Annotated in this window: 35 protein-coding genes; 23 read left to right on the forward strand and 12 right to left on the reverse strand. The window is 59.7% G+C overall.

Features of this window, described 5'->3' with window-relative positions:
- Positions 1-10: 10 nt before the first annotated feature.
- Together cbiB and ACR0BI_RS19000 are read right to left on the reverse strand one after the other, a co-directional pair.
- Entirely contained in the window at positions 11-931 is a 921-nt protein-coding gene (gene cbiB / locus ACR0BI_RS18995) for an adenosylcobinamide-phosphate synthase CbiB (RefSeq protein ID WP_170425177.1), read from the reverse strand.
- On the reverse strand, positions 928-1,893 hold the full coding sequence (locus ACR0BI_RS19000) for a threonine-phosphate decarboxylase (protein ID WP_170610037.1): 966 nt from the start codon (positions 1,891-1,893) through the stop codon (positions 928-930). Before ACR0BI_RS19000 ends, cbiB begins: the two co-directional genes overlap by 4 nt.
- Positions 1,894-2,074: 181 nt before the next feature.
- Here ACR0BI_RS19000 and ACR0BI_RS19005 point away from each other — a divergent pair, with 181 nt between their 5' ends.
- Positions 2,075-2,437 carry a response regulator transcription factor gene (locus ACR0BI_RS19005; protein ID WP_008756687.1) on the forward strand — a complete coding sequence of 121 codons (363 nt, stop codon included), beginning with the start codon at positions 2,075-2,077 and terminating at the stop codon, positions 2,435-2,437.
- Here ACR0BI_RS19005 and ACR0BI_RS19010 read toward each other — a convergent pair.
- The gene (locus ACR0BI_RS19010) at positions 2,419-3,408 is read right to left on the reverse strand and encodes a glutathione S-transferase family protein (protein ID WP_170392636.1); all 990 of its coding nucleotides are present in this window, start codon (positions 3,406-3,408) and stop codon (positions 2,419-2,421) included. The two genes, ACR0BI_RS19005 and ACR0BI_RS19010, sit on opposite strands and share 19 nt — an antisense overlap.
- Positions 3,409-3,620: 212 nt before the next feature.
- Between ACR0BI_RS19010 and ACR0BI_RS19015 the strand changes: the two genes are divergently transcribed.
- Entirely contained in the window at positions 3,621-3,974 is a 354-nt protein-coding gene (locus tag ACR0BI_RS19015) for a hypothetical protein (RefSeq protein WP_170513411.1), read from the forward strand.
- A 91-nt stretch (positions 3,975-4,065) separates the two neighbouring features.
- Here ACR0BI_RS19015 and ACR0BI_RS19020 read toward each other — a convergent pair whose 3' ends face one another.
- Together ACR0BI_RS19020 and ACR0BI_RS19025 are read right to left on the reverse strand one after the other, a co-directional pair.
- Positions 4,066-4,764: a fumarylacetoacetate hydrolase family protein gene (locus ACR0BI_RS19020; RefSeq protein ID WP_170609756.1), complete on the reverse strand. Its 699-nt coding sequence runs from the start codon at positions 4,762-4,764 to the stop codon at positions 4,066-4,068.
- Positions 4,765-4,793: 29 nt separating this feature from the next.
- Positions 4,794-5,966, reverse strand: coding sequence for a MalY/PatB family protein (locus ACR0BI_RS19025; protein WP_480562514.1), 1,173 nt, complete (start codon positions 5,964-5,966; stop codon positions 4,794-4,796).
- A gap of 94 nt (positions 5,967-6,060) precedes the next feature.
- On the opposite strand from ACR0BI_RS19025, the gene def (ACR0BI_RS19030) reads away from it, so the two are divergent.
- The 6 genes from def (ACR0BI_RS19030) (at position 6,061) to speB (ending at position 9,373) form a co-directional block, all read left to right on the forward strand.
- Positions 6,061-6,579, forward strand: coding sequence for a peptide deformylase (gene def, locus ACR0BI_RS19030; protein ID WP_170392632.1), 519 nt, complete (start codon positions 6,061-6,063; stop codon positions 6,577-6,579).
- A complete protein-coding gene (def, locus tag ACR0BI_RS19035) occupies positions 6,576-7,070 on the forward strand; it encodes a peptide deformylase (protein ID WP_170513416.1) in 495 nt (164 codons plus the stop codon). The genes def (ACR0BI_RS19030) and def (ACR0BI_RS19035) overlap by 4 nt, the downstream gene beginning before the upstream one ends.
- A gap of 23 nt (positions 7,071-7,093) precedes the next feature.
- Positions 7,094-8,008, forward strand: a complete 915-nt coding sequence (gene fmt / locus ACR0BI_RS19040; RefSeq protein ID WP_480562513.1) for a methionyl-tRNA formyltransferase — start codon at positions 7,094-7,096, stop codon at positions 8,006-8,008.
- Between the two features lie 6 nt (positions 8,009-8,014).
- The gene (locus ACR0BI_RS19045) at positions 8,015-8,251 is read left to right on the forward strand and encodes a hypothetical protein (protein WP_170392629.1); all 237 of its coding nucleotides are present in this window, start codon (positions 8,015-8,017) and stop codon (positions 8,249-8,251) included.
- Between the two features lies 1 nt (position 8,252).
- A complete protein-coding gene (locus tag ACR0BI_RS19050) occupies positions 8,253-8,489 on the forward strand; it encodes a GlsB/YeaQ/YmgE family stress response membrane protein (RefSeq protein ID WP_170392628.1) in 237 nt (78 codons plus the stop codon).
- A gap of 62 nt (positions 8,490-8,551) precedes the next feature.
- Positions 8,552-9,373 (forward strand): agmatinase, encoded by an 822-nt coding sequence (speB, locus tag ACR0BI_RS19055; protein WP_170392627.1) that lies wholly within the window; start codon positions 8,552-8,554, stop codon positions 9,371-9,373.
- Here the strand turns inward: speB and ACR0BI_RS19060 are convergent.
- The 7 genes from ACR0BI_RS19060 to ACR0BI_RS19090 form a co-directional block, all read right to left on the reverse strand.
- Positions 9,370-9,969: a COG3904 family protein gene (locus ACR0BI_RS19060; RefSeq protein ID WP_170392626.1), complete on the reverse strand. Its 600-nt coding sequence runs from the start codon at positions 9,967-9,969 to the stop codon at positions 9,370-9,372. The genes speB and ACR0BI_RS19060 overlap by 4 nt on opposite strands.
- A 24-nt stretch (positions 9,970-9,993) precedes the next feature.
- Positions 9,994-10,617 carry a trimeric intracellular cation channel family protein gene (locus ACR0BI_RS19065; RefSeq protein ID WP_480562512.1) on the reverse strand — a complete coding sequence of 208 codons (624 nt, stop codon included), beginning with the start codon at positions 10,615-10,617 and terminating at the stop codon, positions 9,994-9,996.
- Complete coding sequence (gene rnhA / locus ACR0BI_RS19070) at positions 10,614-11,081, reverse strand: ribonuclease HI (protein WP_170402325.1); 468 nt, start codon at positions 11,079-11,081, stop codon at positions 10,614-10,616. The genes ACR0BI_RS19065 and rnhA overlap by 4 nt, the downstream gene beginning before the upstream one ends.
- On the reverse strand, positions 11,074-11,661 hold the full coding sequence (locus ACR0BI_RS19075) for a class I SAM-dependent methyltransferase (RefSeq protein ID WP_170565069.1): 588 nt from the start codon (positions 11,659-11,661) through the stop codon (positions 11,074-11,076). The genes rnhA and ACR0BI_RS19075 overlap by 8 nt, the downstream gene beginning before the upstream one ends.
- Complete coding sequence (locus ACR0BI_RS19080) at positions 11,658-12,110, reverse strand: DUF3429 domain-containing protein (protein ID WP_480562511.1); 453 nt, start codon at positions 12,108-12,110, stop codon at positions 11,658-11,660. The genes ACR0BI_RS19075 and ACR0BI_RS19080 overlap by 4 nt, the downstream gene beginning before the upstream one ends.
- Complete coding sequence (gene ispH, locus ACR0BI_RS19085) at positions 12,107-13,057, reverse strand: 4-hydroxy-3-methylbut-2-enyl diphosphate reductase (protein WP_480562510.1); 951 nt, start codon at positions 13,055-13,057, stop codon at positions 12,107-12,109. Before ispH ends, ACR0BI_RS19080 begins: the two co-directional genes overlap by 4 nt.
- 202 nt (positions 13,058-13,259) lie before the next feature.
- On the reverse strand, positions 13,260-13,835 hold the full coding sequence (locus ACR0BI_RS19090; protein ID WP_039541714.1) for a LabA-like NYN domain-containing protein: 576 nt from the start codon (positions 13,833-13,835) through the stop codon (positions 13,260-13,262).
- Between the two features lie 126 nt (positions 13,836-13,961).
- Here ACR0BI_RS19090 and folK point away from each other — a divergent pair, with 126 nt between their 5' ends.
- The 15 genes from folK to ACR0BI_RS19165 all read left to right on the forward strand — a co-directional run bounded on the left by folK (position 13,962) and on the right by ACR0BI_RS19165 (position 24,993).
- Positions 13,962-14,543: a 2-amino-4-hydroxy-6-hydroxymethyldihydropteridine diphosphokinase gene (folK, locus tag ACR0BI_RS19095; protein ID WP_480562509.1), complete on the forward strand. Its 582-nt coding sequence runs from the start codon at positions 13,962-13,964 to the stop codon at positions 14,541-14,543.
- 94 nt (positions 14,544-14,637) lie between these two features.
- Positions 14,638-14,991: a DNA-directed RNA polymerase subunit omega gene (gene rpoZ / locus ACR0BI_RS19100; protein WP_010437681.1), complete on the forward strand. Its 354-nt coding sequence runs from the start codon at positions 14,638-14,640 to the stop codon at positions 14,989-14,991.
- Between the two features lie 25 nt (positions 14,992-15,016).
- Positions 15,017-17,149, forward strand: coding sequence for a RelA/SpoT family protein (locus tag ACR0BI_RS19105; RefSeq protein ID WP_170392619.1), 2,133 nt, complete (start codon positions 15,017-15,019; stop codon positions 17,147-17,149).
- Positions 17,150-17,165: 16 nt separating this feature from the next.
- The gene (locus ACR0BI_RS19110) at positions 17,166-17,864 is read left to right on the forward strand and encodes a DUF2062 domain-containing protein (protein ID WP_170392618.1); all 699 of its coding nucleotides are present in this window, start codon (positions 17,166-17,168) and stop codon (positions 17,862-17,864) included.
- Complete coding sequence (locus tag ACR0BI_RS19115; protein ID WP_170392617.1) at positions 17,857-18,603, forward strand: pyridoxine 5'-phosphate synthase; 747 nt, start codon at positions 17,857-17,859, stop codon at positions 18,601-18,603. Before ACR0BI_RS19110 ends, ACR0BI_RS19115 begins: the two co-directional genes overlap by 8 nt.
- A complete protein-coding gene (locus tag ACR0BI_RS19120; RefSeq protein WP_170425202.1) occupies positions 18,600-19,223 on the forward strand; it encodes a LysE family translocator in 624 nt (207 codons plus the stop codon). Before ACR0BI_RS19115 ends, ACR0BI_RS19120 begins: the two co-directional genes overlap by 4 nt.
- Before the next feature lie 16 nt (positions 19,224-19,239).
- A complete protein-coding gene (locus ACR0BI_RS19125; protein WP_480562508.1) occupies positions 19,240-19,566 on the forward strand; it encodes a Dabb family protein in 327 nt (108 codons plus the stop codon).
- Positions 19,567-19,593: 27 nt separating this feature from the next.
- The gene (locus ACR0BI_RS19130; RefSeq protein WP_480562507.1) at positions 19,594-20,571 is read left to right on the forward strand and encodes an NADPH:quinone reductase; all 978 of its coding nucleotides are present in this window, start codon (positions 19,594-19,596) and stop codon (positions 20,569-20,571) included.
- 1 nt (position 20,572) lies between these two features.
- Positions 20,573-20,992 carry a holo-ACP synthase gene (acpS, locus tag ACR0BI_RS19135; protein ID WP_480562506.1) on the forward strand — a complete coding sequence of 140 codons (420 nt, stop codon included), beginning with the start codon at positions 20,573-20,575 and terminating at the stop codon, positions 20,990-20,992.
- 59 nt (positions 20,993-21,051) lie between these two features.
- The gene (lepB, locus tag ACR0BI_RS19140) at positions 21,052-21,891 is read left to right on the forward strand and encodes a signal peptidase I (RefSeq protein ID WP_480562505.1); all 840 of its coding nucleotides are present in this window, start codon (positions 21,052-21,054) and stop codon (positions 21,889-21,891) included.
- Positions 21,888-22,565 (forward strand): ribonuclease III, encoded by a 678-nt coding sequence (gene rnc, locus ACR0BI_RS19145; RefSeq protein WP_170392611.1) that lies wholly within the window; start codon positions 21,888-21,890, stop codon positions 22,563-22,565. Before lepB ends, rnc begins: the two co-directional genes overlap by 4 nt.
- A 19-nt stretch (positions 22,566-22,584) precedes the next feature.
- On the forward strand, positions 22,585-23,097 hold the full coding sequence (locus ACR0BI_RS19150) for a GNAT family N-acetyltransferase (protein ID WP_170736979.1): 513 nt from the start codon (positions 22,585-22,587) through the stop codon (positions 23,095-23,097).
- 168 nt (positions 23,098-23,265) lie between these two features.
- Positions 23,266-24,174 carry a GTPase Era gene (gene era / locus ACR0BI_RS19155; protein WP_170392609.1) on the forward strand — a complete coding sequence of 303 codons (909 nt, stop codon included), beginning with the start codon at positions 23,266-23,268 and terminating at the stop codon, positions 24,172-24,174.
- 55 nt (positions 24,175-24,229) lie between these two features.
- A complete protein-coding gene (locus tag ACR0BI_RS19160; RefSeq protein ID WP_170402292.1) occupies positions 24,230-24,559 on the forward strand; it encodes a DUF1491 family protein in 330 nt (109 codons plus the stop codon).
- 110 nt (positions 24,560-24,669) lie between these two features.
- On the forward strand, positions 24,670-24,993 hold the full coding sequence (locus tag ACR0BI_RS19165) for a SemiSWEET transporter (RefSeq protein ID WP_170392607.1): 324 nt from the start codon (positions 24,670-24,672) through the stop codon (positions 24,991-24,993).
- The last annotated feature ends 2 nt before the right edge of the window (positions 24,994-24,995 follow it).

The following is a 24,995-nucleotide window of genomic DNA, read 5'->3' on the forward strand; positions in this document are numbered from 1 at the left end:
GGCTGATCCGTCAGAATATGAAGTTGAACCCAACCCACACCGACACGAGCCCAAGCGCAAGCCCCCATACCTGCCAGAGCATGTCTGATGCGCGAAAAACCTCCGCCGCGTCGATATTCTGCCGCGCATTCCCGTTCACCCAAGCAAGATCCCGCATCTGGCCATCATAGCTGCGCGGTCCGGCCAGTGCGATATCAAGCGCACGTGCCATCGCGGCCTCGGGCCAGCCTGCGTTGGGTGAGATATGGCGGCGTGCATCCTCAACCATCTCTCCCCAGCGCGACCATTGGCTGGACAGCGCGACGATCATTACGAAGGTCAGGCGTGCCGGGACAAGGTTCAGCACATCATCCAGCCGCGCCGCTGCCCAGCCGAAGGCGCGGTATTTGTCGTTGCGATAACCGATCATACTGTCGGCGGTGTTGACGACCTTGTAAACCAGCAGCCCCGGCAGACCTGCGACCAGAAACCAGAAGGCTGGGGCAATAACCCCGTCGCTCAGGTTTTCGGCGGCACTTTCGATGGCCGAGCGCGCCACCTGCGCCTCGGTCATGTCCCGCGTATCGCGCGAGACGATCATGGCGACCTGCGCGCGCCCTTCGGTAAGCGAGGTCAACAGGCCTTCACCTACTGCGCGAACATGGGTGATCAGGGATTTCTGGGCCAGAAGGATGGCGCAGACCACGATCTCGACGATCGGACCAAGCAGCGCCAGCAACCGGCCAAGGATGAGTGCCACCGCAACCAGGATGAGTACCGTCGCAACCCCTTTGAGGCGGCGATACGCTCCATGGTTCAGCCGGTTGTCCAGCCAGCCAATCGCGTTGCCCATCAACACGGCAGGGTGGCGAATCCGCGACCACAGCCAATCCGGCTCACCCAATGCTGCGTCCAGACACATAGCGCAGACCAATAGGAACGCGGTGCTCACAGCGCTGCTTCCAACCGGGCCCAACCATCTGCTGGCGGTAATCCAAGGCGCAGGTAGGTCCGGGAATAGGGGAAAATACGGCTCCAGATATGCGCCCGCGCCAATCGGTCTTGCCAGGCGGTCGCGTTATCAACGTCGTAGAGGCGGAACAGGCTGGTGCCACCAATCAGCCGCGCATCCTTGGCCGTTACAAGCTGATCCAACCGTGTTGCTTCATTTGCCAGACGCATGCGCGTTTCGTCAGCCCATTTTACATCGTGCAACGCTTGCGCGCCGATCCGCAGTGCCGGGCCGGATACGGCCCATGGTCCGGTCAGGTCGTTCAATCGTGCAATCAGATCGGGATGGCCAATTGCAAAACCCAGTCGCAACCCGGCCAACCCCCAAAATTTGCCAAAGCTCTTCAGCACCACGATGCCGGGCCGCTGGGCCAGATGAATCAGCGAGGCTTCGGGCGTTACGTCGCAGAAGCTTTCATCGATCACCGTCAGCGGCGCGTCGACATCCGCGTCCTGCCAGATGCGCCCATCGGGATTGTTGGGGTGTACGATGACACGTGCCTGAGCCGGGCCGCTCTCGTGCACCGTCCACCCCTGAGCGGTGAATGCAGCGGCATGTTCGTTATAAGTGGGCATCGTGATCTGCACGCGACCGGCTTTGGTCAGCGCGGGCACGCGGGCAATCACCGCAGAGGCACCAGGCGATGGCAGAATCTCGGCCCCATCAGGCACGTTCCAAAACACCCGCGCCGCGTCCGAGAGGCGTTCGAACGCGCCATGATCCGGCAGTTCCTTCCAGTCCGGAGGCTGCAGGCCCGAGACCTCATAAGCATGCGGATTGATCCCCGTGGACAGATCGATCCAGTCTGCGCGCGTGCCCCCAAACCGCGTCATCGCGCCATCCAGCCCTCCGCCATGATCGCGCGCAGCCCGAGGGTTCAATCTGTCATCCTGTCCAACCATCTGCCCCAGCCGGAATCGCCTATTTCTCATGCTTCAAGCGGATTTTTGCCGTTCTTACAAGCGAATCCGCCCGATCACGGCGCTGTGCGGGCCTTGTTAACACTTTGTTAAGGAAATCGCGTGATCACGGACAACAGGGGTCGGCACCACTCACCCATATCACGTGCCGAGGTTGTTGCAAATGAAAGTACTGATTGTTGAGAGTAACCCCGATCTAGGTCGGGTCTGGCAGCGGCATCTGCAAAGGCAGGAGGCCGAAGTCACGCTGGTCGAAACGCAAGAGGCCGCGATCCTGGCACTGTATGGTACCGCATTCGATATCATCGTGCTGGATCTGGTTCTGGAAACCGGCAGCGCCTTGGCGGTTGCCGATTTCGCAAGCTATCGCAGGCCCGAGGCGCGAGTGATCTTCGTCACCAACACCACATTCTTCTCGGACGGATCAATCTTTGCCCATAGCGCCAATGCCTGCGCCTATGTCCAAAGCTCGACCCCGCCCGAGGATCTGGCGGCCATGGTCGAACACTACGCGGCGGGGCGCTGATCCCGCCCATGGGGTTCTGAATAGTCCAACGTTGGATTCACCGGAATAATTCGGTGCGGATTGATGCTGTCATGGCTGAAGTGATAGTGGCGCACGATGTGGTTCATGTTCACAGACTGCGCCACGCCGGGCCATTGATATAGCTCCCGCGTAAAGGCCCAGAGGTTCGGGTAGTCCACCAACCGACGCTTGTTGCACTTGAAATGTAAATGATAAACCGGGTCGAACCGGATCAATGTGGTGAACAGGCGCCAGTCGGCCTCGGTCACGCGGTCACCCATAAGATAGCGGTTCCGGGCCAGACGATCCTCAAGCCAGTCCAGCGTGTCGAACAGAGGGCCAACCGCGGCGTCATAAGCTTCTTGCGAGGTGGCAAAGCCGGATTTGTAGACCCCGTTATTGACATCGGAATAGATGCGCGCGTTGACCTCTTCGATCTCGTCCCGCATTGCCTCGGGCCAGTAGTCGTCTGTGTTGCCGGTGATCCCGTTGAAAGCCGAGTTGAACATGCGGATGATTTCCGAGCTTTCGTTCGACACGATCGTTTTCTCAACTTTGTCCCACAGGATCGGAACCGTAACGCGGCCCGAATAGTGAGGGTCGGCACGGGTGTAGATTTGATGGGCAAATTCTGATCCGAACAGTTTGTCGCCGGTCGCGCCATGGTCGTCGGTCTCAAAGGTCCAACCTTTATCCAGCATATCCGGATGCACGACCGAGACCGAGATGTGGTCGCTCAGCCCTTTCAACTCACGAAAGATCAGTGTGCGGTGCGCCCAAGGGCAGGCGTGCGAGACATAAAGGTGATAGCGCCCAGATTCCGCCTCGAACCCGCCGCGCCCCGAGGGGCCGGGCGCGCCATCGGCGGTGATCCAGTTGCGAAACTGTGCGGCCGAGCGTTTGAACGCCCCGCCTGTGGATTTGGTGTCATACCAGGTGTCATGCCATTCGCCGTCGACAAGCAGGCCCATCGTTATTCCTTTCGCATTGCGATTGGGTCAAAGATAGGCCGTCTTGCGCCCCGATCCTATTTCACCGGGCGCGCATCAGGCCTGCATGCGCGCACAGGTGGGATGCGGTGTCTGGGCACCAGAACCGCAATGCCAAAACTTATGTGACGCCGTTCACTGGATTTTTACAGGAATCGCGTCAGACTAATGAGTGTTAAGGGGGGAAGTTTATTATGAGTACCTATGTTTCCAAGGAAATTCGCGCCGAATTGGATGCGGCCCGAATCGCTACCCTCAAGAAATCCAGCCGTTTGCGGGTGGAGGTTGGCGACAATAGCTTCAAAATTTTGACATTGTGGAAGGATGGTTTCACCGTCGAGGCCGAAACCACGCCACGCCTGCGCGGGCTCGTCGATATCTATGACGGTGCCAATCACATGTATCAGTGCCTGATCATCGCAGATGAAGAAGCGGTGGGTGAGATGCGCTATGAGTTCAAGCGCAGCACCGTGGCAGCCGACAAGGCCCCGCTGGATTTCTACCGCGCCCCGGATGCACCGATCGCATTGCTTGAAAACCGAGACTGACGCGCGCACCGTTTGACCTTTGGCACCGACGCGCCACCGGCGCTCGGGCGGCAATGGGGCCTCAAGATTCTCAGGGATCAGGCCGGACGGTTTAGTCGGAGGCTGTCAGGGTCAGGTGCACAGGAGCCAAACCATCGATGCCGCCTTCAATTCGGTCTCCGGCGACCACAGGCCCGACCCCGGCGGGTGTGCCGGTCAGGATCAGATCGCCGGGGCGCAAATGGTAGAAGCCCGATAGATGGGAGATCAGTTCATCGATCTTCCAGACCAACTCTGACAATGTGGCGTCTTGTACGACCCGCTCATTGACGCTCAGATAGATGCGCTTGTCATCAGATGGGCTCCAGTCATCGGCGCGGGTCAGCGGAGCGAAGACCGCGCCGTTTTCCACATCCTTGCCCAGATCCCAGGGACGCTGTTTGTTGCGCTCACGAATCTGCAGGTCGCGGCGCGTCATGTCCAGGGCACAGCCGTAGCCAAAGATCGCGGCTTGGGCCTGCGCGGCCGTGGCCTGAAAAACCGGCTTGCCGATGGCAACGGCCAGTTCCATTTCATGATGATAATCCTCGGTCCCTGCCGGATACGGCACATGCGCTCCGGTTAAAACCGCGTTGGGCGCGGATTTGGTGAAGTAAAACGGCGCCTGACGATCCACCTCATGCCCCATCTCGGCAGCGTGGGCGGCATAGTTGCGGCCCACGCAAAAAATCCGTCCGATCGGATAGGTCGCCTGTTCCCCCTGCACCGGGATGCTTGGGATGTCCGGAAGCGTAAAAAGGTGGTTGGGCATGACGTGCCTCCGTTTTTTTTGAACGGGGTTCATTGTAAATCGCCAAAGGCTGCCTTCAATCGCGCACAGGCCTCTTCAACCCGCTCGCGTTGGGTGGCCAGATTGAAGCGCTCGAAGGTTTCTCCACCGGTGCCAAAACCGGGGCCAGAGGATGTCGCGATCCGCGCATCTTCGCGTAGGCGGCGGACAAACTCATCGTGGCTCATACCCGTGCCCGAAAAATCGACCCATGCCAGATAGGTCGCCTGCAGAGGCATCGACCACAGGCCCGGTATCTCGGCGATGGCAGCATCAAACAGCTTCCGGTTCGCGTCCAGGTGGGCAATTTGTTCATCGACCCATTTTGCACCTTCCGGCGAATAGGCGGCGGTAATCATCGCCACCCCCAGCGCGCTGGGGTCATAGTCCAGCGTTGTGATCCGGTGCCGCATCTCGGCCCGCAGCTTGGCGTCGGGAATGATCATGTTGCCGGTACGCTGACCGGCGATGTTGAATGTTTTCGACGCCGCGGTCAGTGTCACCGTCCACGGGCGCGCGTCGGGGGCGGCCGTATCCATCGGTACGAAGGTATTGCCCGGATAAACCAGATCATGGTGAATCTCGTCCGACACAAGGATCAGCCCGTTGCGCTCTGCAAACGCCGCCACAGCGCGCAGTTCATCCGGCGTCCAGACCCGACCTGACGGGTTCTGCGGCGAGCACCACAGCAGCAGCTTTTCTGATCCGTCCAACCGCGACTGCGCATCGTCCAGATCAAGCCCATAGCTGTCGCCATCGCGTACCAGCGGGCATTCCACCACGCGGCGGCCGGATTTGTTCACCTTATGGGCAAACTCATGGTAGACGGGCGTGAAGATCACGACGCCATCTCCCGGTTCACTCCAAACATCCAGACACAGGGCAATCGCATTGCCCAACCCTTGCGAGGTCAGAATCCAATCGGTGTCGATCTCCCAGTTGTGGCGTGTCTTCATCCACCACTGGATTGCATTCAGATAATCCGGGTGCATCCATGAATATCCAAACGCGCCATGATCGGCCGCTTCCCGCACCGCCTCGATCACGCAAGGGGCCGTGGCATAGTCGGAATCAGCCGTCCACATGGCCAGCCCATCCTCGGGGGCGACACCGTAAAGCTGCTCCATCTTATCCCATTTTGAAGAGTTGGTGCCCCGGCGGTCGATCAGGTCGTTGAAAGTCATGTCATCTCCATCTGTCGAGGCGAAAGCTAACCACAAATCCATAAGGTGCAAGGGGGCCGTTGCGGAGGCGGGCGCGATGGCCTAAATCAGCCCCATGAAACGCAATATCCTGATCCATCCCGATCCCCGCCTGAAAAAGGTCTGCGCGCCGGTGGCCGACATCACCGACGATCTGCGCAAACTGGCCGATGACATGCTGGAGACGATGTATGACGCGCCCGGCATTGGCCTTGCTGCGCCGCAGATCGGTGTGCTCGACCGGCTGATCGTGGTGGACTGCGTCAAAGAAGAAGGTGAGGCCCCACGCCCACTGGTGATGTTCAACCCCGAGGTCATCGCCTCCTCGGACGAGACCAACGTTTACGAAGAAGGCTGCCTGTCGATCCCTGAGCAATATGCCGAAGTTACGCGCCCGAAGACGGTTGATGTCACCTGGCTGGACCGTGACGGTAATCTGCAGCAGGAAACCTTTGATGATCTCTGGGCGACTTGTGTGCAGCATGAGATCGACCATCTGAACGGTAAGCTCTTCATCGACTATCTCAAACCGCTCAAGCGTCAGATGATCACGCGCAAAATGCAGAAGCTCAAGCGCGAAAAGGCCCGTACATGACGGTGCGGACCTGCCTGCCGTGGCCCGACAAGCGCCTGCGCACCAAGGCCGAGGACGTCCCCGAGATCACCGACGACATCCGCACCATCTGGGATGACATGATCGATACGATGGAGGCGATGCCGGGCGTTGGCCTCGCTGCGCCGCAGATCGGAGTGATGCTGCGGCTGGCCGTCGTGGATGGCTCGACCCAGCGGGGCAAAGCTGTGCGACTGGCCAACCCCGAGATTCTGCACAGCTCGGTTGAGCTGCGTGAACATGACGAGGCCAGCCCGAACTTGCCCGGCGTGTCTGCCAAGGTGAAGCGACCGCGCGCAGTGACCGTGAAATTTCTCAACGAACAGGGCCAGATCGACCGCCGTGATTTTGTCGGCATCGAAGCCACCAGCGTGCAGCATCAGATCGACCACCTGAACGGGCGGATGTATTTCGACCGGCTCAGCAAGGTCAAACGCGACATGCTGCTGCGCAAAGCACAGAAGATGGGGTGAAACCCCATCCTAGGGAGGGACGGATGCGTATCATCTTCATGGGAACGCCAGATTTCTCGGTGCCGGTGCTGGATGCGCTGGTCCGTGCCGAACACGAAATCGCCGCCGTCTATTGCCAACCGCCACGCCCCGCCGGTCGCGGTAAAAAAGACCGTCCAACCCCGGTGCACGCGCGTGCCTTGGCGCTGGGCTTAGACGTTCGCCACCCCAACTCGCTGAAATCGCCCGAAGAACAGGCCAGCTTTGCCGCGCTGAACGCCGATATCGCGGTGGTCGTCGCCTATGGCCTGATCCTGCCACAACCTATTCTGGACGCGCCAACCCATGGCTGCCTGAACATTCACGCCAGCCTGTTGCCGCGCTGGCGTGGGGCCGCGCCAATACACCGCGCGGTCATGGCAGGCGATGTGCAAACCGGTGTTTGTATCATGCAGATGGAGGCCGGGCTGGATACAGGCCCCGTTCTGCTACGCGAAGCCACCGATATCGGCATCGAGGAAACCACCGCGCAACTCCATGACCGCCTGTCGGATATGGGCGCGGCTCTGATCGTTGAGGCTCTGGCCAAACTGCACAGCCTTACACCTGACCCGCAGCCCGATGAGGGCGTGACCTACGCCGCCAAGATCGACAAAGCCGAGGCGCGGATCGATTGGTCGGCCCCCGCGTCCGAAGTCGATAGAAAAATCCGCGGTCTCTCCCCGTTCCCCGGCGCATGGACCGAGGTCGAGGGTCACCGGATCAAACTGCTGGCTTCGCGGCTGGCCGAAGGACGGGGCACTCCGGGCGAGGTGCTGGACGACCACCTGCGCGTGGCTTGCGGCGAAGGCGCAGTTGAGTTGCTGCGCTTGCAACGGGCAGGCAAGGGCGCGCAGGATAGGGAAACTTTTCTGCGGGGATGGCCCATGCCGGCCGGGACCCGCCTGTCATCGGAGTAGGCGTATATGATCATGATCATGATGGGCACGGTCGTGATTGCCGGGATCGTAGGCTATCTGTCTGAACAGACTGGCTTTACCCATAACGGCTATCTGCAGTCGATCATCATCTGCGTGGGTGGTGCTTTCCTGTTCTATTTCGTGCGCATCATGTTCGGCATCAGCTTTGGCCCGCCGGGGTTGGACGCGGTGCTGTCCTCGATCGGTGCGCTGATCATCGTGCCCACGCATTGGAGGAAATGATATGCCGATCATCGCCCTGATCATCGTCGGAGCCGCTGCAGGTTTCCTCGCCACCCGCCTAATGCGGATCGAGGCCGATATTCCAACCACCATGCTGATCGGCATTGTCGGCGCTTTGGTGGGCGGTTTGGTACTGCGCACGCTCATCACTGTGATGGGCTGGCTCTCAGGGTTTATCGGCGCCGTTCTGGGGGCGCTCTTGGTGATCTGGATCTGGCAGACATATATCCGCCGCTGATCGCTTGACCCGACCGTGATCTGCGACCAATGTCCCGTCAATTCTTTGTTGAAAGGCCTCTCATGTCGCATGATCTGACCGCCGGAGACGTCGCGCTGATGGGTGTGCCGTTGGACCTGCATTCCTCATTCCTGCAAGGCCCCGCGTTTGCCCCGGGTCGCATCCGCGAGGCGTTGCATTCCGGCGCGGCCAACCTGACCGCCGAGGATGGCACTGATCTGGGCGCAGCCGACCGTTTCAAAGACACCGGCGATCTGGATGTGTTCGAGATGATGGGGCAGGAACCCATCGACCGGATCGAGGCAGGGGCCGCCGCCCGGATTGAAACCGGCGCACGGCTGCTGTCATTGGGCGGTGATCACTCGGTGGCCTTTCCGCTGATCAAGGCGCATGCCGACCGGTATGAGGGGCTGAATATTCTGCATATCGACTCACATCCCGACCTCTATGACAGTCAGCAGATCGGCCCGCTGGGCCATGGCTGCCCGTTTGCCCGCGTGATGGAGACAGGCAAGATCAACCGTCTGGTGCAGGTCGGGATCCGCACCATGAACAAGCACCAACAGGAACAGGCCGACAAGTTCGGGGTCGAGGTGATCGACATGCGCAACTGGAGCCCCGATCTTGAGATCAGCTTTGACGGCCCGGTCTATCTGTCACTGGACCTTGACGCGCTGGACCCCGCCTTTGCCCCCGGGGTGTCGCATCACGAACCCGGTGGCCTCAGCACGCGTGAGGTGATCGACCTGATCCACCGGTTCAAGGGCCAGTTGATTGGCGCGGACATTGTCGAGCTGAACCCGCATCGCGATCCCTATGGCATGACCGCCATGGTGGCGGCGAAATTCGTCAAGGAAATCGGCGCGCGGCTGCTCAGTCGCTAACGTTCGTCGCAGATTGCGGCAGTGCCAAGGCGAGGGGCGGACCGTGTAGTCATGTCGAACCGGTTCGCCTCGGACGCCGTCATCCAGTGCATCTCTTCCTCGGATGCTGCATCCAGCGTGAACCAGTAGAAGTCGGGATCGACGCCGATATCTTCGAAATAGTTCAAATACCGGTCATGCTCGGGGTGATCTTCGGGTAGCTCCGCAGCGACATAGCCGCCGCCGCCCCAGCTGTGGACCCCCACGCAGGCGCCGGGTTCCAGCACGCGTCGGTTACCCGCTAGAAACAAATCGGTGCCGCCCGAGGCCACCAGCCCGTTTGACGGAACCACCGTGTCGAACCCTTCCTCACGCACTACGCGACTGAAGACCACATTCGAGTCATCATCGACCGAACCTTCGATATTTTGCAGCACCAGCGTCTTAATCTCGGGGTTCTCGTCCATCACTTCTTCAAACGCGCTGAGCGTTGTATGGTCGATCGTTCCGGACGCGACGATCTGATTGCCCACTGCCGTGAAGCTGACCGGGGCGTATTGCTCTGCACATGCCGTTAGCAGCAGTGCCGTGGCCAGAAACGAAAGTCTGTAGGTCATCGCGATCTCTTGTCCGTTTCTACCCTATTGCCGAGGCGGTCGGGCCTTGTAAACCGGCAACTGCCAACCGAACAGCAGAGATCCGGCGCGCAACGCCCAGCAAATCAATGCACATAAGCCCAATGCCAGCAGGCCTTCCAGCCCGAGGCGGGTGGCAAACACAGCGGTCAAGGCTCCGATAAAGGCGCAGGATACGTAAAGCTCACCTTGTTTCAGTACCAGCGGCACCTCGTTGCACACCACGTCACGCATCAAGCCGCCCAAACAGCCCGTGGTCACCCCCATCAGCACTACGATGATACCGGATTGATCCAGTGACAACGCTGCACCCGTGCCAGCAGCGACCGCGATGGACAGGGCGAAACTGTCCAACCAGACCAGCCAATTATACCGGCTTTCCACTAGGTGAGCGGTAAAAAATACCAGCACCGCAGCGCCGCAAGCGATCAGGATATAGGCGGGCTGACCGACCCAGAAGATCGGATGTCGGTCCAGCAGCAAGTCGCGTACGGTACCACCGCCCACTGCCGTCAGACAGGCGATGACGGCAAACCCGACCAGATCAAGCTGCGCTCGGCTGGCCACCAGCGCACCGGTCAGCGCAAAGACCAAAACCGAGGCGTAATCCAGCAGGGCAAGCCCGCTCACGCCTGCGCCTTCTTAGGTTTGAACGGGGCCATGCCGGCGCGTGCCAACTCATCCGCGCGTTCATTTTCGGGATGGCCCGCATGACCCTTGACCCATTCCCATGTCACCTGATGCCGCTCTTGCGCCTCATCCAGCCGCTGCCACAGATCGACATTTTTGACCGGCTTCTTGTTCGACGTCTTCCAGCCGTTCCGCTTCCACCCGAAAATCCATCCCGTAACGCCGTTCTTCACATAAGCGCTGTCGGTGACGATAGTCAGTTTCGAGGGCCGCTCCAGCGTCTCCAAAGCACTGATTGCAGCCAGCAGTTCCATCCGGTTGTTGGTTGTCTCGGCTTCGCCTCCGCTCAGCTCGCGTTCTTTCAGGATGGTCTCGCCATCCATCGCGCGCAGCAGTACGCCCCAGCCGCCGGGGCCGGGATTTCCGGAACAGGCACCATCGGTATAGGCAAAGAGATCAGGCATGAGCGAATACCAGAATGAATCCGTCGTAAGACCCGGCCAAACCTTTCCCCATTCCCTGCATGGTACGATCAATGGTGAAACCTGCCGAGGTCAGGGCGTCCTTGATCTGGGTCTCTGAATAATAGGTATAGTAACGGTCCAAATCATCGCGATGCTCGCCCGTGCCCAGCTTCATTCCTAGAAACAGCTGCCCGCCCGGCTTCAGTGCGGTGTGGATCGCGTTCAGATGACGCGGGAAATCGGCGCGCGGGGCGTGCAGCAGGCAGAAACTGGCATAGACGCCGTCATACTCTGCCACCTCGGTGACGTCATCGAAGGTGCCAAGGTGGGCGTCAACACCGTTGCTCCGCGCATGTTCAACAAAGGCAGGGGTGGCATCCAGCGCCCGTACCTTCAGCCCTTGCCGCATCAAAAACGCGCTGTCTGATCCGGGACCCGAGCCCAGATCCAGCACATATCCACCCTCGCGGACCGCATCTACAAAAGCCTGACGCGCCTCTAGCTGCTCGGCGGGCAGGGGGATCCTTAGGTAATCCGCAACGCGATCCGTGTAGGCCTTGATAGTCCGTTCATCACTCACAGGTAAATTCCCACAGCAAGACAGGTCAGCACGACAGCGGTTAGCAGGACGCGCAGCCGCATCCACCAGACCGGGGTCAACCGCCAATATGAGAACATGGCGTCCAGCAAAAGCAAGCCCGCAAACCCATACATCAGGTTGGTGCCCGCATTCACCGGACCGCCGCCGGTCGTGAAAAATGCCCAAAGTGCAGGCAACACCGACAAAGTGTAACAGGCCGCAGCTTTGCTGCCTGAGGTTTTGGTGGCGAAGCCCCACAGCACGCCCGACATGAAACTCAGGATCACCGCGCCATAGAATAGCTGAATATACGGCCCCACGAAGCGCGACCCCAGCGTCTGCCGACCCCAATCGTTCAAATCACCGTTCAGATAAGTCAGCGCGCCCCAGACAAACGGGATCAGCCCAGCCAAACCAAGGAATAACGGCGCGCGGGGGATGCCGCTCATGCTGGTTCCCGCAATACGCGGGGAACTTTGAACTCGACATTCTCAACAGCGGTTTCGACCAGCTCGACGGTGACATCGTAGTGGTCGCGGAATGCATCGATCACCTCGCTCACCAGCACCTCGGGCGCGGATGCCCCGGCGCTAACCGCAATGCTGGAAATTCCTTCCAGCGCACGCCAGTCGATCTCGGTCGCGCGCTGCACCAGCTGCGCATAACTGCATCCGGCGCGCGAGGCGACCTCGACCAGACGACGTGAATTCGATGAGTTCGGCGCACCCACCACCAGCAAGGCATCGGCTTTCGGAGCGACGGCTTTCACCGCTTCCTGCCGGTTGGTGGTGGCATAACAAATGTCTTCCTTGTGCGGCCCGACGATGGCGGGGAAGCGGGCCTCAAGCGCGGCAATAATGTCCTTGGTGTCATCCACCGATAGGGTTGTCTGGGTGACAAAGGCCAGCTTTTCGGGGTTACGCACAGCGACCTGCGCCACATCTTCTACCGTTTCAACCAGCAGTACCTCGCCATCGGGCAGCTGTCCCATGGTGCCGATTGTTTCGGGATGGCCCTTGTGACCAATCATGATCATCTGCAGCCCGGCATCCGCGTGGCGCTGCGCTTCGACATGCACCTTGGATACAAGCGGGCAGGTGGCGTCGATATATATCATCTCGCGCTGGGCTGCTGTGGCGGGCACCGATTTTGGCACACCGTGGGCCGAGAAGATCACGGGGCGATCATCAGGGCATTCGTCCAGCTCCTCGACAAACACGGCACCCTTGGCGCGCAGACCGTCGACGACGAATTTGTTGTGAACAATCTCATGGCGCACATAGACAGGCGCCCCCCATTTTTGAAGGGCCATTTCCACAATCTTGATGGCACGGTCCACACCGGCGCAGAACCCGCGCGGGGCGGCCAGATATAATGTCAGCGGCGGCTTTGTCATTCGGCGATCTCCTGGACCGAACACCTAGGTCTTTTCATTGCCATGGTCCAGACAGCACTGCGTCATTTCACTGACATGAATCGCTGTTAGCACAAGGGTGTTTTCAGCACCTATACCTTTAAAGTCGCGCGGCCAGGGCTTCTGGCCCTGGCCGCGCATATTCTTGCCAACCCCCATTGGTGAGTGGTGGGGTTTGGTGGGGTCAGTGCCCGCCTGCAGCTGCGACGCTGCGGGGTTCAGTCGGCATCTCGCGCGGAGGGCGGCCGATCACGTCGCGCAGATCCTCCAACTCGATGAAGTTATCGGCCTGGCGGCGCAGTTCGTCCGAAATCATCGGCGGCTGGCTACGGATGGTCGAAACAACGGAAACACGTACGCCCTGCCGTTGCAGGCTTGCGATCAGCGGGCGGAAATCCCCATCGCCCGAAAACAGTACGATATGATCAACGCGTGGTGCCAGTTCCATGGCATCGACGGTAAGCTCGATATCCATGTTTCCCTTGACCTTCCGACGCCCCATGCTGTCGGTGTATTCCTTGGCCGGTTTGGTGACCATGGTGAAGCCATTATAGTGCAGCCAGTCCACCAGAGGCCGGATCGGGGAATACTCGTCATTTTCCAGTAGCGCTGTGTAGTAGAAAGCTCTAAGCAGTTTGCCTCTGCGCATAAATTCCTGACGCAGCAACTTGTAGTCGATGTCAAACCCTAGTGCTTTGGCGGCTGCATAAAGATTCGAGCCGTCGATGAACAGCGCTAGCCGTTCGTCCTTGTAAAACATAAAATGGTCCTTCCGGTATAAGCCACCGCACCGTGAGCTCCGTGAGTGATAAAGTAATAGGTCAGTGCAATGGTGTCCTTAAAATAGGTGTTTTAGGCTTTATCGCAAGTATTCTCTGGTCCGAATATGGGGTCTGAAGTGGACAAAACCTTGTCAAAAGCGGTCATTGCCCTAGGGGCAAATCTCAGTCTGAGAGGTTGTGGGCCCAAGGTGACACTTGAGCGGTCGCTGATCGCGATGGCCGAGACTGGCTTGGTGATTCGCAAGATAAGCCGGTTTTTTGCCACCCCATGCTTTCCGGCAGGGGCAGGGCCGGACTATGTCAACGCCGCGGTTTTGATCGAATCGGACCTCACGCCACAGGGTGTTCTGGACCTGCTGCACCGCATCGAACATGATTTTGAGCGCGCCCGTGAACAGCGTTGGGGCATGCGCACTCTGGACCTCGATCTGGTCTGTTGGGATGAACTTGTGCTGCCGGATGACGCCGAATACCAGCGCTGGCTGACCCTTCCCCCCGAAGATCAGACCAAATCTGCGCCGGAACACCTTATCCTGCCCCATCCGCGCTTGCAGGACCGCGCTTTTGTGCTTGTCCCCATGGTGGATGTCGCCCCCGATTGGCGCCATCCCGTTCTGGACCGGACAGTGACGCGGATGGTTGCAGCCTTGCCGCCCGATGAGGTGGCAGAGGTCAAGCCTCTGTGATCCTCGCATTTGCGGCATTTCTTGCTTGTCAAGGCGGGGATTCGCGCTTAGATAAACCCCTTCCTGCCACGGATTCATTTACGGAGAGCGCCCCATGGCCCGCGTTACGGTCGAAGATTGTGTAGACAAGGTCCCGAACCGGTTCGAACTGGTGATGCTTGCAGCCCACCGGGCGCGCGAGATTTCTGCTGGTGGCCCGATCACCGTTGACCGCGATAACGACAAGAACCCTGTCGTCTCGCTACGCGAAATCGCCGACGAAACCCAAAGCGCTGATGAGCTGCGCGAGCGTCTGATTGAAGCCAACCAGACCCAGATCGAGGTTGATGAGCCCGAAGAAGATCAGATGGCCCTGCTGATGGGTGCGGAATCTGACAAGCCTGCGGATGACGACATGTCGGAAGAAAAGCTCCTGCGCGCTCTGATGGAGGCCCAGGGCCAGGGGTAACCCAAGCGACAAAGGTGCGGACCGGATGATTTCAGAAGAAGACCTGATTGCGCTGGTCCGCAATTACAATCCCAAGACAAATGCCGACCGCATCGAAAGGGCCTATGAATTTGGCCAACAGATGCATGAAGGCCAGTTCCGCCATTCCGGCGAGCCCTATTTCTCTCATCCCGTTGCCGTTGCCGCCATCCTGACCGAACAGCGTCTGGATGATGCGACCATTATAACGGCCCTGTTGCACGACACGATCGAAGACACCAAAGCCAGTTATGGCAAGGTTACCGAACTGTTCGGGGATGAGGTCGCCAAGCTGGTCGATGGCGTCACCAAGCTGACCAACCTGCAGCTGTCCAGCCGTGAGACCAAACAGGCCGAGAATTTCCGCAAGCTGTTCATGGCCATGTCCAAGGATCTTCGGGTTATTCTGGTCAAGCTCGCCGACCGTCTGCACAACATGCGCACGATCAAGGCGATGCGCCCTGAAAAGCAGGTGCAAAAAGCGCGTGAGACAATGGATATTTACGCGCCGCTTGCGGGCCGGATGGGGATGCAATGGATGCGCGAGGAACTTGAAGACCTTGCCTTCCGCGTCCTGAACCCCGAAGGCCGCCAGTCGATCATCCGCCGCTTTATCACTCTGCAACGCGAAACCGGCGACGTGATCCATCGCATCACCGGCGACATGCGGCACGAATTGGAAAAGGCGGGCATTGAAGCCGAAGTCTTTGGCCGTGCCAAGAAACCCTATTCGATCTGGCGTAAGATGCAGGAAAAGGATCAGGGTTTCTCACGTTTGTCCGATATCTACGGGTTCCGCATCATCACCCAGACCGAGGAAGACTGCTATCGCACACTCGGTGCCATCCACCAGCGCTGGCGCGCGGTGCCAGGGCGATTCAAGGACTATATCAGCCAACCGAAATCGAACGGTTATCGCTCGATCCACACAACAGTTTCGGGGCGCGACGGCAAACGGGTCGAGGTCCAGATCCGCACCCGCCAGATGCACGATGTGGCCGAAACCGGCGTTGCAGCGCACTGGTCCTATCGCGACGGTGTGCGGTCCGAAAACCCCTTTGCGGTCGACCCGGCAAAGTGGATCGCAAACCTGACCGAGCAATTCGACAGCGAGGATGATCATGAGGATTTCCTCGAAGCTGTGAAGCTCGAGATGTATTCGGACCAGGTGTTCTGCTTCACCCCCAAGGGCGATGTGGTGAAACTGCCGCGTGGGGCGACGCCGATTGATTTTGCTTACGCAATCCACACCCGCATTGGTCATGCCTGCGTGGGGGCCAAGGTTGATGGCATTCGTGTGCCGCTTTGGACCCGGCTCAAGAACGGGCAGTCGGTGGACATCATCACCGCCGATGGCCAGAGCCCGCAGGTCACGTGGCTTGAGATCGCAGTCACCGGCAAAGCCCGCACCTCGATCCGCCGCGCGTTGCGCGAGGTCGACCGGGAACGCTTCATCAAGTTGGGTAAGGAACTGGCCCGCGCCGGGTTCGAAAACCTGGGCCGCAAAGCCACCGACAAGGCGCTGGAAACCGCTGCAAAACACCTGCGTTTAAAAGATCGGGACGAGTTGCTGGCCCGTCTGGGCAGTGCCGAGTTGACCGCCCATGAGGTGGTCGAAGCCGTATACCCCGAACTCACCAAGGATGATGGCGACGCGATCTCGCCCCGCCGTGCTGTGATCGGGCTTGAACCGGGCCAGAAATTCGATCGTGCCCCCTGTTGCCAGCCACTGCCAGGCGAGCGCATCGTCGGAATTACATATCGCGGCAAGGGTGTTGTCGTGCACGCCATCGACTGCGATCGCCTGACCGAGTTTGAAAATGAACCCGAGCGCTGGGTTGATCTGCACTGGCATTCCGGCACCCACCCCGCCGTCTATGGCGCGACGCTGGATTTGACCATCGGCAATGATGCCGGGGTGCTGGGGCGTATTTGCACATTGATCGGCGAGAAAAAGGCCAATATCTCGAACCTCGAATTTGTCGACCGCAAACCGGATTTTTATCGGCTGATGATCAATGTCGAACTTCGCGATCTTGAACAGTTGCATTCGCTGATGCTGATGCTCGAGGCTGAAAGCGACGTTGCTGCGGTCGAACGGTACCGGGAAAGTGCGAAACCCGCCGTTGCGGCTGGCTGAGAAGGGGTGATCACGAGTGGTTTTCAAGCGCCGAGATCGCCGCTCGCCTGTCCAAGTCGCGTCAGAGTTCGTCTATCCGCGCGGCGGATGGACCCGTGCCTTTCACTATGTCAAACATCGGGTTCGGCGCCTGCCTGACAGCCCGGAACGCATCGCGCGTGGCATCGGGGCAGGGGTGTTTGCCTCGTTCACGCCTTTCTATGGCTTGCATTTCCTGGTCGCCGCCGTGCTGGCGCGCCTGCTGAACGGCAACATTCTTGCCGCGCTCAGCGGCACGTTCTTTGGCAATCCCCTGACCTACGTGCCAATCGCGGTCATCAGCCTGCAAACCGGGCATTTCCTGCTGGGGACCAAGTTCCGCAAAGACGATACCGATGGGTTGATGGGGAAATTTGCGGATGCGATGGGCGATCTCAAGGACAATTGCATCGCCATGTTCACCCATCGCGAGGCGGACTGGCACGGGCTTAGCCGGTTCTATGACGATGTGTTCTTTCCTTATATGATCGGCGGGGTCATTCCAGGCATCGTGGCCGGAGTGATCTGCGCCTATCTTAGCCTGCCGCTTATCCGTACTTATCAGCAACGCCGCCGCGCCAGAATCAAAGCGAAGTTTGAACAAATCAAACGCCTTGCTCAGGCAGAGGCTGACGTTCCCCCGACAAAACCACTAGGCTCGACCTCAGGGACAATGAAGGATTCGAAAGATGTCTGACAACCGTTTGCGTCTGGGCGTGAATATCGACCACGTAGCCACCGTGCGGAATGCGCGCGGCGGGGCCTATCCCGACCCACTGCGCGCCGCCCGGATCGCGGAAGAGGCCGGGGCCGACGGCATCACAGCACATCTGCGCGAAGATCGCCGCCACATCTCGGACGCCGATATCGACGGGTTGATGGAGATCCTGTCGGTGCCGCTGAACTTCGAGATGGCCGCAACGGACGAGATGCAGAAAATCGCCCTGCGCCACAAGCCACACGCCGTCTGCATCGTTCCCGAAAAGCGCGAGGAACGCACAACCGAAGGGGGGTTAGAAGTCGCGCGCGAGGAAAATAAGCTGGCCCATTTCATTGCGCCCTTGCGCGATGTGGGCTGCCGCGTGTCGATCTTCATCGCCGCCGACCAGCGCCAGATCGACGCCGCCCACCGCATCGGGGCCGAGGTGATCGAACTGCACACCGGTGCCTACTGCGATTTCCACGCCGAAGGCAAACTGGACGACGCCGCGCGCGAACTGGAAGCCCTGCGCGAGATGTCCGCCTATGCCCATTCGCTGGGTCTTGAAGTTCATGCGGGTCACGGGCTGACTTACGACACCGTGCAACCGGTGGCGGCCTTCCCTGAAGTGCGAGAGCTGAACATCGGCCACTTCCTGATCGGCGAGGCGATATTCCGGGGCCTCACCCCTGCGGTTCACGAAATGCGCCGCCTGATGGACGAGGCGCGAGCATGATCACACCCGGCTTTGTGGCGATCTGGTTTGCATGGCTCATGGCCGGGGGCTCTCCGGGCCCTGCCACCATGGGCATCGCCGGAACCGCCATGAACGAAGGCCGCACCGCCGGTCTGGCCTTTGCGCTGGGCATCTGCGCTGGGTCCGCCGCGTGGGGCATCGCCGCCGCACTGGGGCTGTCGGCGATCATGCTGGCCAATGTCTGGGTGTTCGAGGTGATCCGCTATATCGGCGTCGCTTATCTGGGCTGGCTGGCGCTCAAGGCGCTGCGCCGCGCGCTGACTTCGGATGAGGTCGCGCTGGGCAATCCGGTCACCGGCTCATTGGGTACGATATTTGCCAAGGGTGCGGCGATCCACCTGACCAACCCCAAGGCGATCCTCAGCTGGGGCTCGATCTACGCCATCGTTGCGCCAAATGACGCCAGCCTTGCTATGCTGCTGGGTTATTTCGCCATGCTCTATGCGGGTTCACTGCTGATCTTCATCGGCTACGCCTTCTTGTTTTCGTCTGCGCGCATGGTCAACGCCTATCGCCGCGCCCGCCGCTGGTTTGATTTTGCCTTCGCGGGTTTCTTTGGCGTGGCCAGCTACAAGATTCTCACGGTGCGCCTGTCATGACCTCTGAGGTGCAAGGATGATCCGCCATTGCGTGATGCTGCGACTCAAGCCTGATCACGAAACCGCAGAGCTTGCCGCTGTGATGGATGGGCTGGGCGTGGTCGCAGACCGTTTGTCTGGCTGCGGTGGCTTCATCCACGGCCCCAACCGCGATTTTGAGGCAAAATCCCCAAGCTATCCCTACGGCTTCACGCTGGATTTCGCGGCTCAGGCCGACCTACAGCGCTACGCCAGTGACGAAACCCACCAGCAACTTGGCGCACGGCTTGTCGCGCTGTGCGTGGATGGGGCCGAGGGCGTCTTGGTGTTCGATCTGGAAACGCCCGACGCGGCTGACCAATAGCTGACCAATAGGAGACGAGGGACTGTCATGAAAGCAATCACCTATCGCGGATTTGGTGCGGCGGCGGATGTCCTTGAGTTGGTCGACCTGCCCACGCCCAACCCCGGCCCAGGCGACGTTCTTGTCCGGGTCCACGCCAGCGGCATAAACCCCTCAGACGTCAAGCTGCGCGGCGGCGCGCGCCCTGGTGCTGTGATGCAATACCCGATGGTTGTTCCCCACTCGGACGGGGCCGGAGTGATTGAGGCCGTAGGCGAAGGGGTCGATCCCGCGCGCGTTGGCGAACGTGTCTGGATCTGGAACGGCCAATGGCAACGCGCTTTTGGCACTGGGGCCGAATACATTGCGCTACCCTCCGAACAGGCCGTATTCCTTCCAGATACGACCGGCTTCGCCGAGGGCGCGTGTTTTGGTATCCCAGCCTTGACTGCATGGTATGCGCTCTATTGTGACGGACCGATCAATGACCAGACTGTGCTTGTGACCGGTGGTGCAGGAACGGTTGGGCGCTACGCCTGCCAGATGGCCGCGTTGGGTGGCGCGCGTGTTATCACAACGGTCAGTTCAGATGAAAAAGCCGCCCATTCCGGCGCGTCCGAATGGATCAACTACCGCACGCAAGACGTGGCCGAGGCGGCGATGGACATGACCAACGGCGCAGGCATAGACCGCATTGTCGAGGTTGATTTCGCCGCCAACCAACCCGCTTCCCTTTCTATGATCCGCCCCGGTGGCACTATCGCCAGCTATGCCTCGGCTTCGCAAATGAAGCCCGAACTGGATTTCTATGGCTTCATGTTCAAGAACATCCGCCTGCATATGCTGATCGTCTACCAACTCGACGCCGCTGCCCGCCGTCGTGGCGAGGCGCAGTTGGGCCAGTGGCTGGAACAAGGCGCACTGTCCCACGCCGTCGTCCCTGGCGGAGGGCTGATGGATGCGGCAAATGCACACGCAATGGTCGAGGCGGGGCAAAAGCTCGGGGCCGTTGTGTTGGAGGTCTGACATGATCCTCGGCATCGGCACCGACCTCGCAAATATTGATCGCATTCAGGGCACGCTCGACCGGTTCGGCGACCGCTTCCGTAACCGTGTCTTCACTGAAACCGAACAGCTCAAGGCTGAGCGTCGCGCCGATACTGCGGGCACCTACGCCAAACGCTGGGCCGCGAAAGAGGCGTGCTCGAAGGCGTTAGGCACCGGTCTGCGGATGGGGATCGCGTGGAAAGACATGGCGGTGACCAACCTGCGCACCGGCCAGCCCGTTATGCATGTCACCGGCTGGGCCGCAAAGCGTCTGAAAGAAATGACTCCCGAATGCCACGAGGCGATCATTCACGTCACCCTGACCGATGATCATCCCTGGGCGCAGGCCTTTGTGGTGATCGAGGCCCGTCCGCTGAAAGAAGCGCCCGCGCAGCCTTGACTTGCCTCCACCCGACACGCATGTAGCACCCCAACCACGCATAGACTGGAGAGAGCAGTATGGCCGAGGAAGCCAAATCCGGAAACGCCGTCTGGGAGACGATCAAAACCATCGTCTATGCCCTGCTGATCGCGGGCGTTTTCCGCACGCTTTTCTTTCAGCCGTTCTGGATTCCCTCAGGCTCCATGAAGCAGACGCTGCTGATCGGTGATTTCCTCTTCGTCAATAAGATGGCCTATGGCTATTCCTACGCGTCCTGCCCTAGCCTGATCATCCCCAGCATCGGCCTGAATATCGATGCCGAGGATGTGTGCGGTTGGATGCAGGGTGATGACGACTCCCGTCTGCTGGGTGGCGATCCCGAGCGCGGCGATGTCATCGTCTTCCGCCATCCGGTGACAGGGCGCGACTATATCAAGCGACTGATCGGCCTGCCGGGTGATCGTATCCAGATTCGTGAAGGTCAAATCATCCTCAACGACACTCCTGTGCCGCAGCAACCCGACGGTGTGTTCACCGAAGTTGCTGAACCGCAGGGCCCACAAGGCCTGCGCCCGCGCTGTTCCAACGGTCCCGTCGGGATCGGCGGTGTTTGCGAAAAGAACCGCCTGATCGAGACCCTGCCAAATGGCGTGTCCTACGACGTGCTGAACATCGGCAATCAGGGCTCCGACAATACCGGGGTCTATACCGTACCCGAGGGCCACTATTTCTTCATGGGCGACAACCGCGACAACTCGGCCGACAGCCGCTTACCGCAATCCGCTGGTGGCGTGGGCTATGTACCTTACGAAAACCTGATCGGTCGCGCCGACCGGATCATGTTCTCCTCCGCAGGTCGCTCGATGCTGTTCTTCTGGACATGGCGCGGTGACCGCTTCTTCAAGGCGGTCAATTGAAGCTATCGGCTGAGATAAAGGCGTTCCAGCAGCGCTTGGGGTATGAGTTTTCCGACCCTGAACTGCTGGTGCGCGCGCTGACCCACGGCTCGGTGTCTTCTGCCACGCGCCCCGACAATCAGCGTCTTGAATTTTTGGGCGACCGCGTCCTGGGCCTCGTCATGGCCACTGCTTTGCTTGAGGCCGACAAGAAAGCTTCCGAAGGCCAACTGGCCCCCCGTTTCAACGCGCTGGTGCGCAAGGAAGCCTGCGCCGATGTGGCCCGCCAGATTGATCTGGGTGCGGTGCTGAAACTGGGCCGGTCCGAGATGCTGTCCGGAGGTCGTCGCAAGCAGGCCTTGCTGGGCGACGCGATGGAGGCGGTCATCGCGGCCATCTACCGCGACGCAGGGTTCGAGGCTGCCCGAGACGTGATCCTCGCCCTCTGGGGCGATCGCATCCACAAGGTCGAGGCCGACGCCCGCGATGCAAAAACCGCCCTGCAGGAATGGGCACAGGCCCGCGGCCAGAAACCACCCAGCTATGTCGAGGTCAAACGCACCGGCCCTGACCATGCCCCGATCTTCACGATCGCCGCTCGTCTGCAGAATGGTACCGAAGCTCAGGCCACCGCAGGCTCCAAGCGACAGGCCGAACAGGCAGCGGCAAAGGCGTTGTTGGAACAGTTGTCTTGATCCGTTTTGCGGCCAGATCATGAAGATCAGACCCGCCCAGAAATCCGATGCCGCCAGCCTCGCCGCCTTGTCGATTGAGGTCTGGATCGGAACATATCTAAAGCGTGGTGTGAACGCCTTCTTTGCCGAGTTCGCACTGTCCGAGTTCACGACCGCCCGGTTCGAAGCCATATTGGAGGACGGCCAAGACCTCTTGATGGTTTCCGAAAACGAAGACGGGATCGACGGATATATTCGGCTTGCGGAAAATCGCATCGCACCTGTGGACGGGCTTTCTGACCTAGAAATCGTGACGTTCTATGTCCAGCACCGCCATCAAGGTAAAGGCATCGGCTCAGCGCTGCTCGACATCGCGATTGACCACATGCGAGAAAAAGGGCGCCCGTCGATTTGGCTGACAACCAATTCCGAGAACACGCCCGCAATCGACTTCTATCTAGCCAAAGGGTTCCGGCAGGTCGGAGTCACAGATTTTCGGATCGGGGACCAAGCCTATCCGAACCAAGTTCTGGCGTTGAACACTACAACCTGATCGCGCGATCAAGCCCGGCCAATGCCTGCACCGGCCGACCGGGCAGCGTCGCCCTATGGGCCGCAGACTGGCCTTCGCTCACTGATATCCGCAATGCGACAAATCCCTCTGGCCCGTCCGCGCATTCTGCTATAGGGGTGCGCACTTGCAAACAGGATCGCAGGACACATGAGCACACGCGCCGGATTTATCGCCCTGATCGGAGAGCCCAACGCAGGCAAATCCACCCTTCTGAACCGCATGGTCGGAGCCAAGGTCTCGATCGTGACGCATAAGGTGCAAACCACCCGTGCTCGTATCCGTGGCGTGGCGATGGAGGGCGATGCGCAACTGGTCTTTGTGGACACGCCGGGCCTCTTCAAACCGCGCCGCCGTCTGGACCGTGCCATGGTAGCCGCCGCTTGGGGCGGGGCTGCAGATGCGGATGTGGTCGTGCTGATGATCGAGGCGCATCGCGGTATCACCGAAGGTGTCGAACGCATCCTCGAAGGCCTGGAAGAGATCGGACAGGGCCGCACCATCGCACTTGCGATCAACAAGATCGACAAGGTGCCCTCGGAAAAGCTGCTGGCGCTGACCAGTGACCTGAATGCGCGTTATCCCTTTGCCGAGACCTTCATGATCTCGGCCGAAAAAGGCCACGGTGTCGACGACCTGCGCAAATGGCTGGCCTCGGAACTGCCTGAGGGCCCGTGGCTCTATCCAGAAGACCAGATTGCGGATCTGCCTCTGCGCATGATCGCGGCTGAGATGACGCGCGAGAAACTGACCCTGCGCCTGCATCAGGAACTGCCCTACCAGCTGACCGTCGAGACCGAGAACTGGGAAGAGCGCAAGGACGGCTCGGCCAAGATCGATCAGGTCATCTATGTCATGCGTGATGGCCACAAAGGGATTGTGCTGGGCAAACGTGGTGAGACCATAAAGGCCGTCAGTCAAGCGGCGCGTGCCGAGCTGGAAGAGTTTTTGGACCGCAAGATTCACCTGTTCTTGCAGGTGAAAGTCCGGCCCAACTGGCTGGAGGAGTCCGAGCGCTACTCGGAAATGGGTCTGGATTTCAAAGACGGCAACGCATGACCCGGGCCAAGAATTTTCGTCGAAAATTCTCAACCCCTACGGAAAGGTCAGAACAATGACCCGGCTGACGGCTGAATTCTGGGTGCATGCCTATCTGGCGCGGCTGCGGTTTCAGGAAATACCGGCTTTTGTTGTAGCGCATGGGGATGACACCGCAGGGGCGGTGCTTATCAAACTCAACACACTCAACGGGCGGGCCGCAGCCTTTCAGCGCAGTTTTGATTTGATGAGCGGCGAGCGCAAATGGGTAGAGCTCTCATCCGGCGAAGAGGCAGACGTAGATGCCGCCATCACCCGCCAACGCAGTTTTGACCCCGACCTTTGGGTGATCGAAGTGGAAGACCGCCAAGGCAGGCACCTGCTGGGTGAAGAAGGTCTGGACTAACCCGCGCCAAATGATCTTGGACGTGCGGCGCAAAGCGACTATTTTGCTTTGCAACCGGCTGAATGAAACGGCCCAATCTTCCGGGGGCCGCAGGAACAGGAGGGGGTTGAGTGGCTGAAACGCTTGCCCAGAAACTGGAAAACTCAAATCTCGGTCACTGGATGCAGCGGTTCGAGGGGTTCATGGTCTTCATCGGCGTCGTTGGCCCCTTCGCCACGCTTCCACAACTGATCAAGCTTTATTTCACCCACTCCGAACATGCGACCGGACAGTCGCTGCTGTCCTGGTCTCTGTATGCTGGGCTGTCGTTTTTGTGGTTCGCCTATGGGCTGGTGGTGGGCAAGTTGCCCATCTATGTGGGCAACGGTATCTCAATGGTGCTGAACCTGCTGATGGTTATCGGCATTCTGATTCACGCAGGTATGACGTTCTAGGG

This window comes from Ruegeria sp. E5 (genome assembly GCF_056534105.1).

Coding starts and splice junctions, on each gene's coding strand:
- ACR0BI_RS19000 (WP_170610037.1), bottom strand. CDS start 1,893: ATGGTTGGACAGGATGACAGATTGAACCCTCGGGCTGCGCGCGATCAT.
- ACR0BI_RS19005 (WP_008756687.1), top strand. CDS start 2,075: ATGAAAGTACTGATTGTTGAGAGTAACCCCGATCTAGGTCGGGTCTGG.
- ACR0BI_RS19010 (WP_170392636.1), bottom strand. CDS start 3,408: ATGGGCCTGCTTGTCGACGGCGAATGGCATGACACCTGGTATGACACC.
- ACR0BI_RS19015 (WP_170513411.1), top strand. CDS start 3,621: ATGAGTACCTATGTTTCCAAGGAAATTCGCGCCGAATTGGATGCGGCC.
- ACR0BI_RS19020 (WP_170609756.1), bottom strand. CDS start 4,764: ATGCCCAACCACCTTTTTACGCTTCCGGACATCCCAAGCATCCCGGTG.
- ACR0BI_RS19025 (WP_480562514.1), bottom strand. CDS start 5,966: ATGACTTTCAACGACCTGATCGACCGCCGGGGCACCAACTCTTCAAAA.
- def (WP_170392632.1), top strand. CDS start 6,061: ATGAAACGCAATATCCTGATCCATCCCGATCCCCGCCTGAAAAAGGTC.
- def (WP_170513416.1), top strand. CDS start 6,576: ATGACGGTGCGGACCTGCCTGCCGTGGCCCGACAAGCGCCTGCGCACC.
- fmt (WP_480562513.1), top strand. CDS start 7,094: ATGCGTATCATCTTCATGGGAACGCCAGATTTCTCGGTGCCGGTGCTG.
- ACR0BI_RS19045 (WP_170392629.1), top strand. CDS start 8,015: ATGATCATGATCATGATGGGCACGGTCGTGATTGCCGGGATCGTAGGC.
- ACR0BI_RS19050 (WP_170392628.1), top strand. CDS start 8,253: ATGCCGATCATCGCCCTGATCATCGTCGGAGCCGCTGCAGGTTTCCTC.
- speB (WP_170392627.1), top strand. CDS start 8,552: ATGTCGCATGATCTGACCGCCGGAGACGTCGCGCTGATGGGTGTGCCG.
- ACR0BI_RS19060 (WP_170392626.1), bottom strand. CDS start 9,969: ATGACCTACAGACTTTCGTTTCTGGCCACGGCACTGCTGCTAACGGCA.
- rnhA (WP_170402325.1), bottom strand. CDS start 11,081: ATGCCTGATCTCTTTGCCTATACCGATGGTGCCTGTTCCGGAAATCCC.
- ACR0BI_RS19080 (WP_480562511.1), bottom strand. CDS start 12,110: ATGAGCGGCATCCCCCGCGCGCCGTTATTCCTTGGTTTGGCTGGGCTG.
- ispH (WP_480562510.1), bottom strand. CDS start 13,057: ATGACAAAGCCGCCGCTGACATTATATCTGGCCGCCCCGCGCGGGTTC.
- ACR0BI_RS19090 (WP_039541714.1), bottom strand. CDS start 13,835: ATGTTTTACAAGGACGAACGGCTAGCGCTGTTCATCGACGGCTCGAAT.
- folK (WP_480562509.1), top strand. CDS start 13,962: ATGGGGTCTGAAGTGGACAAAACCTTGTCAAAAGCGGTCATTGCCCTA.
- rpoZ (WP_010437681.1), top strand. CDS start 14,638: ATGGCCCGCGTTACGGTCGAAGATTGTGTAGACAAGGTCCCGAACCGG.
- ACR0BI_RS19105 (WP_170392619.1), top strand. CDS start 15,017: ATGATTTCAGAAGAAGACCTGATTGCGCTGGTCCGCAATTACAATCCC.
- ACR0BI_RS19115 (WP_170392617.1), top strand. CDS start 17,857: ATGTCTGACAACCGTTTGCGTCTGGGCGTGAATATCGACCACGTAGCC.
- ACR0BI_RS19120 (WP_170425202.1), top strand. CDS start 18,600: ATGATCACACCCGGCTTTGTGGCGATCTGGTTTGCATGGCTCATGGCC.
- ACR0BI_RS19125 (WP_480562508.1), top strand. CDS start 19,240: ATGATCCGCCATTGCGTGATGCTGCGACTCAAGCCTGATCACGAAACC.
- ACR0BI_RS19130 (WP_480562507.1), top strand. CDS start 19,594: ATGAAAGCAATCACCTATCGCGGATTTGGTGCGGCGGCGGATGTCCTT.
- acpS (WP_480562506.1), top strand. CDS start 20,573: ATGATCCTCGGCATCGGCACCGACCTCGCAAATATTGATCGCATTCAG.
- lepB (WP_480562505.1), top strand. CDS start 21,052: ATGGCCGAGGAAGCCAAATCCGGAAACGCCGTCTGGGAGACGATCAAA.
- ACR0BI_RS19150 (WP_170736979.1), top strand. CDS start 22,585: ATGAAGATCAGACCCGCCCAGAAATCCGATGCCGCCAGCCTCGCCGCC.
- era (WP_170392609.1), top strand. CDS start 23,266: ATGAGCACACGCGCCGGATTTATCGCCCTGATCGGAGAGCCCAACGCA.
- ACR0BI_RS19160 (WP_170402292.1), top strand. CDS start 24,230: ATGACCCGGCTGACGGCTGAATTCTGGGTGCATGCCTATCTGGCGCGG.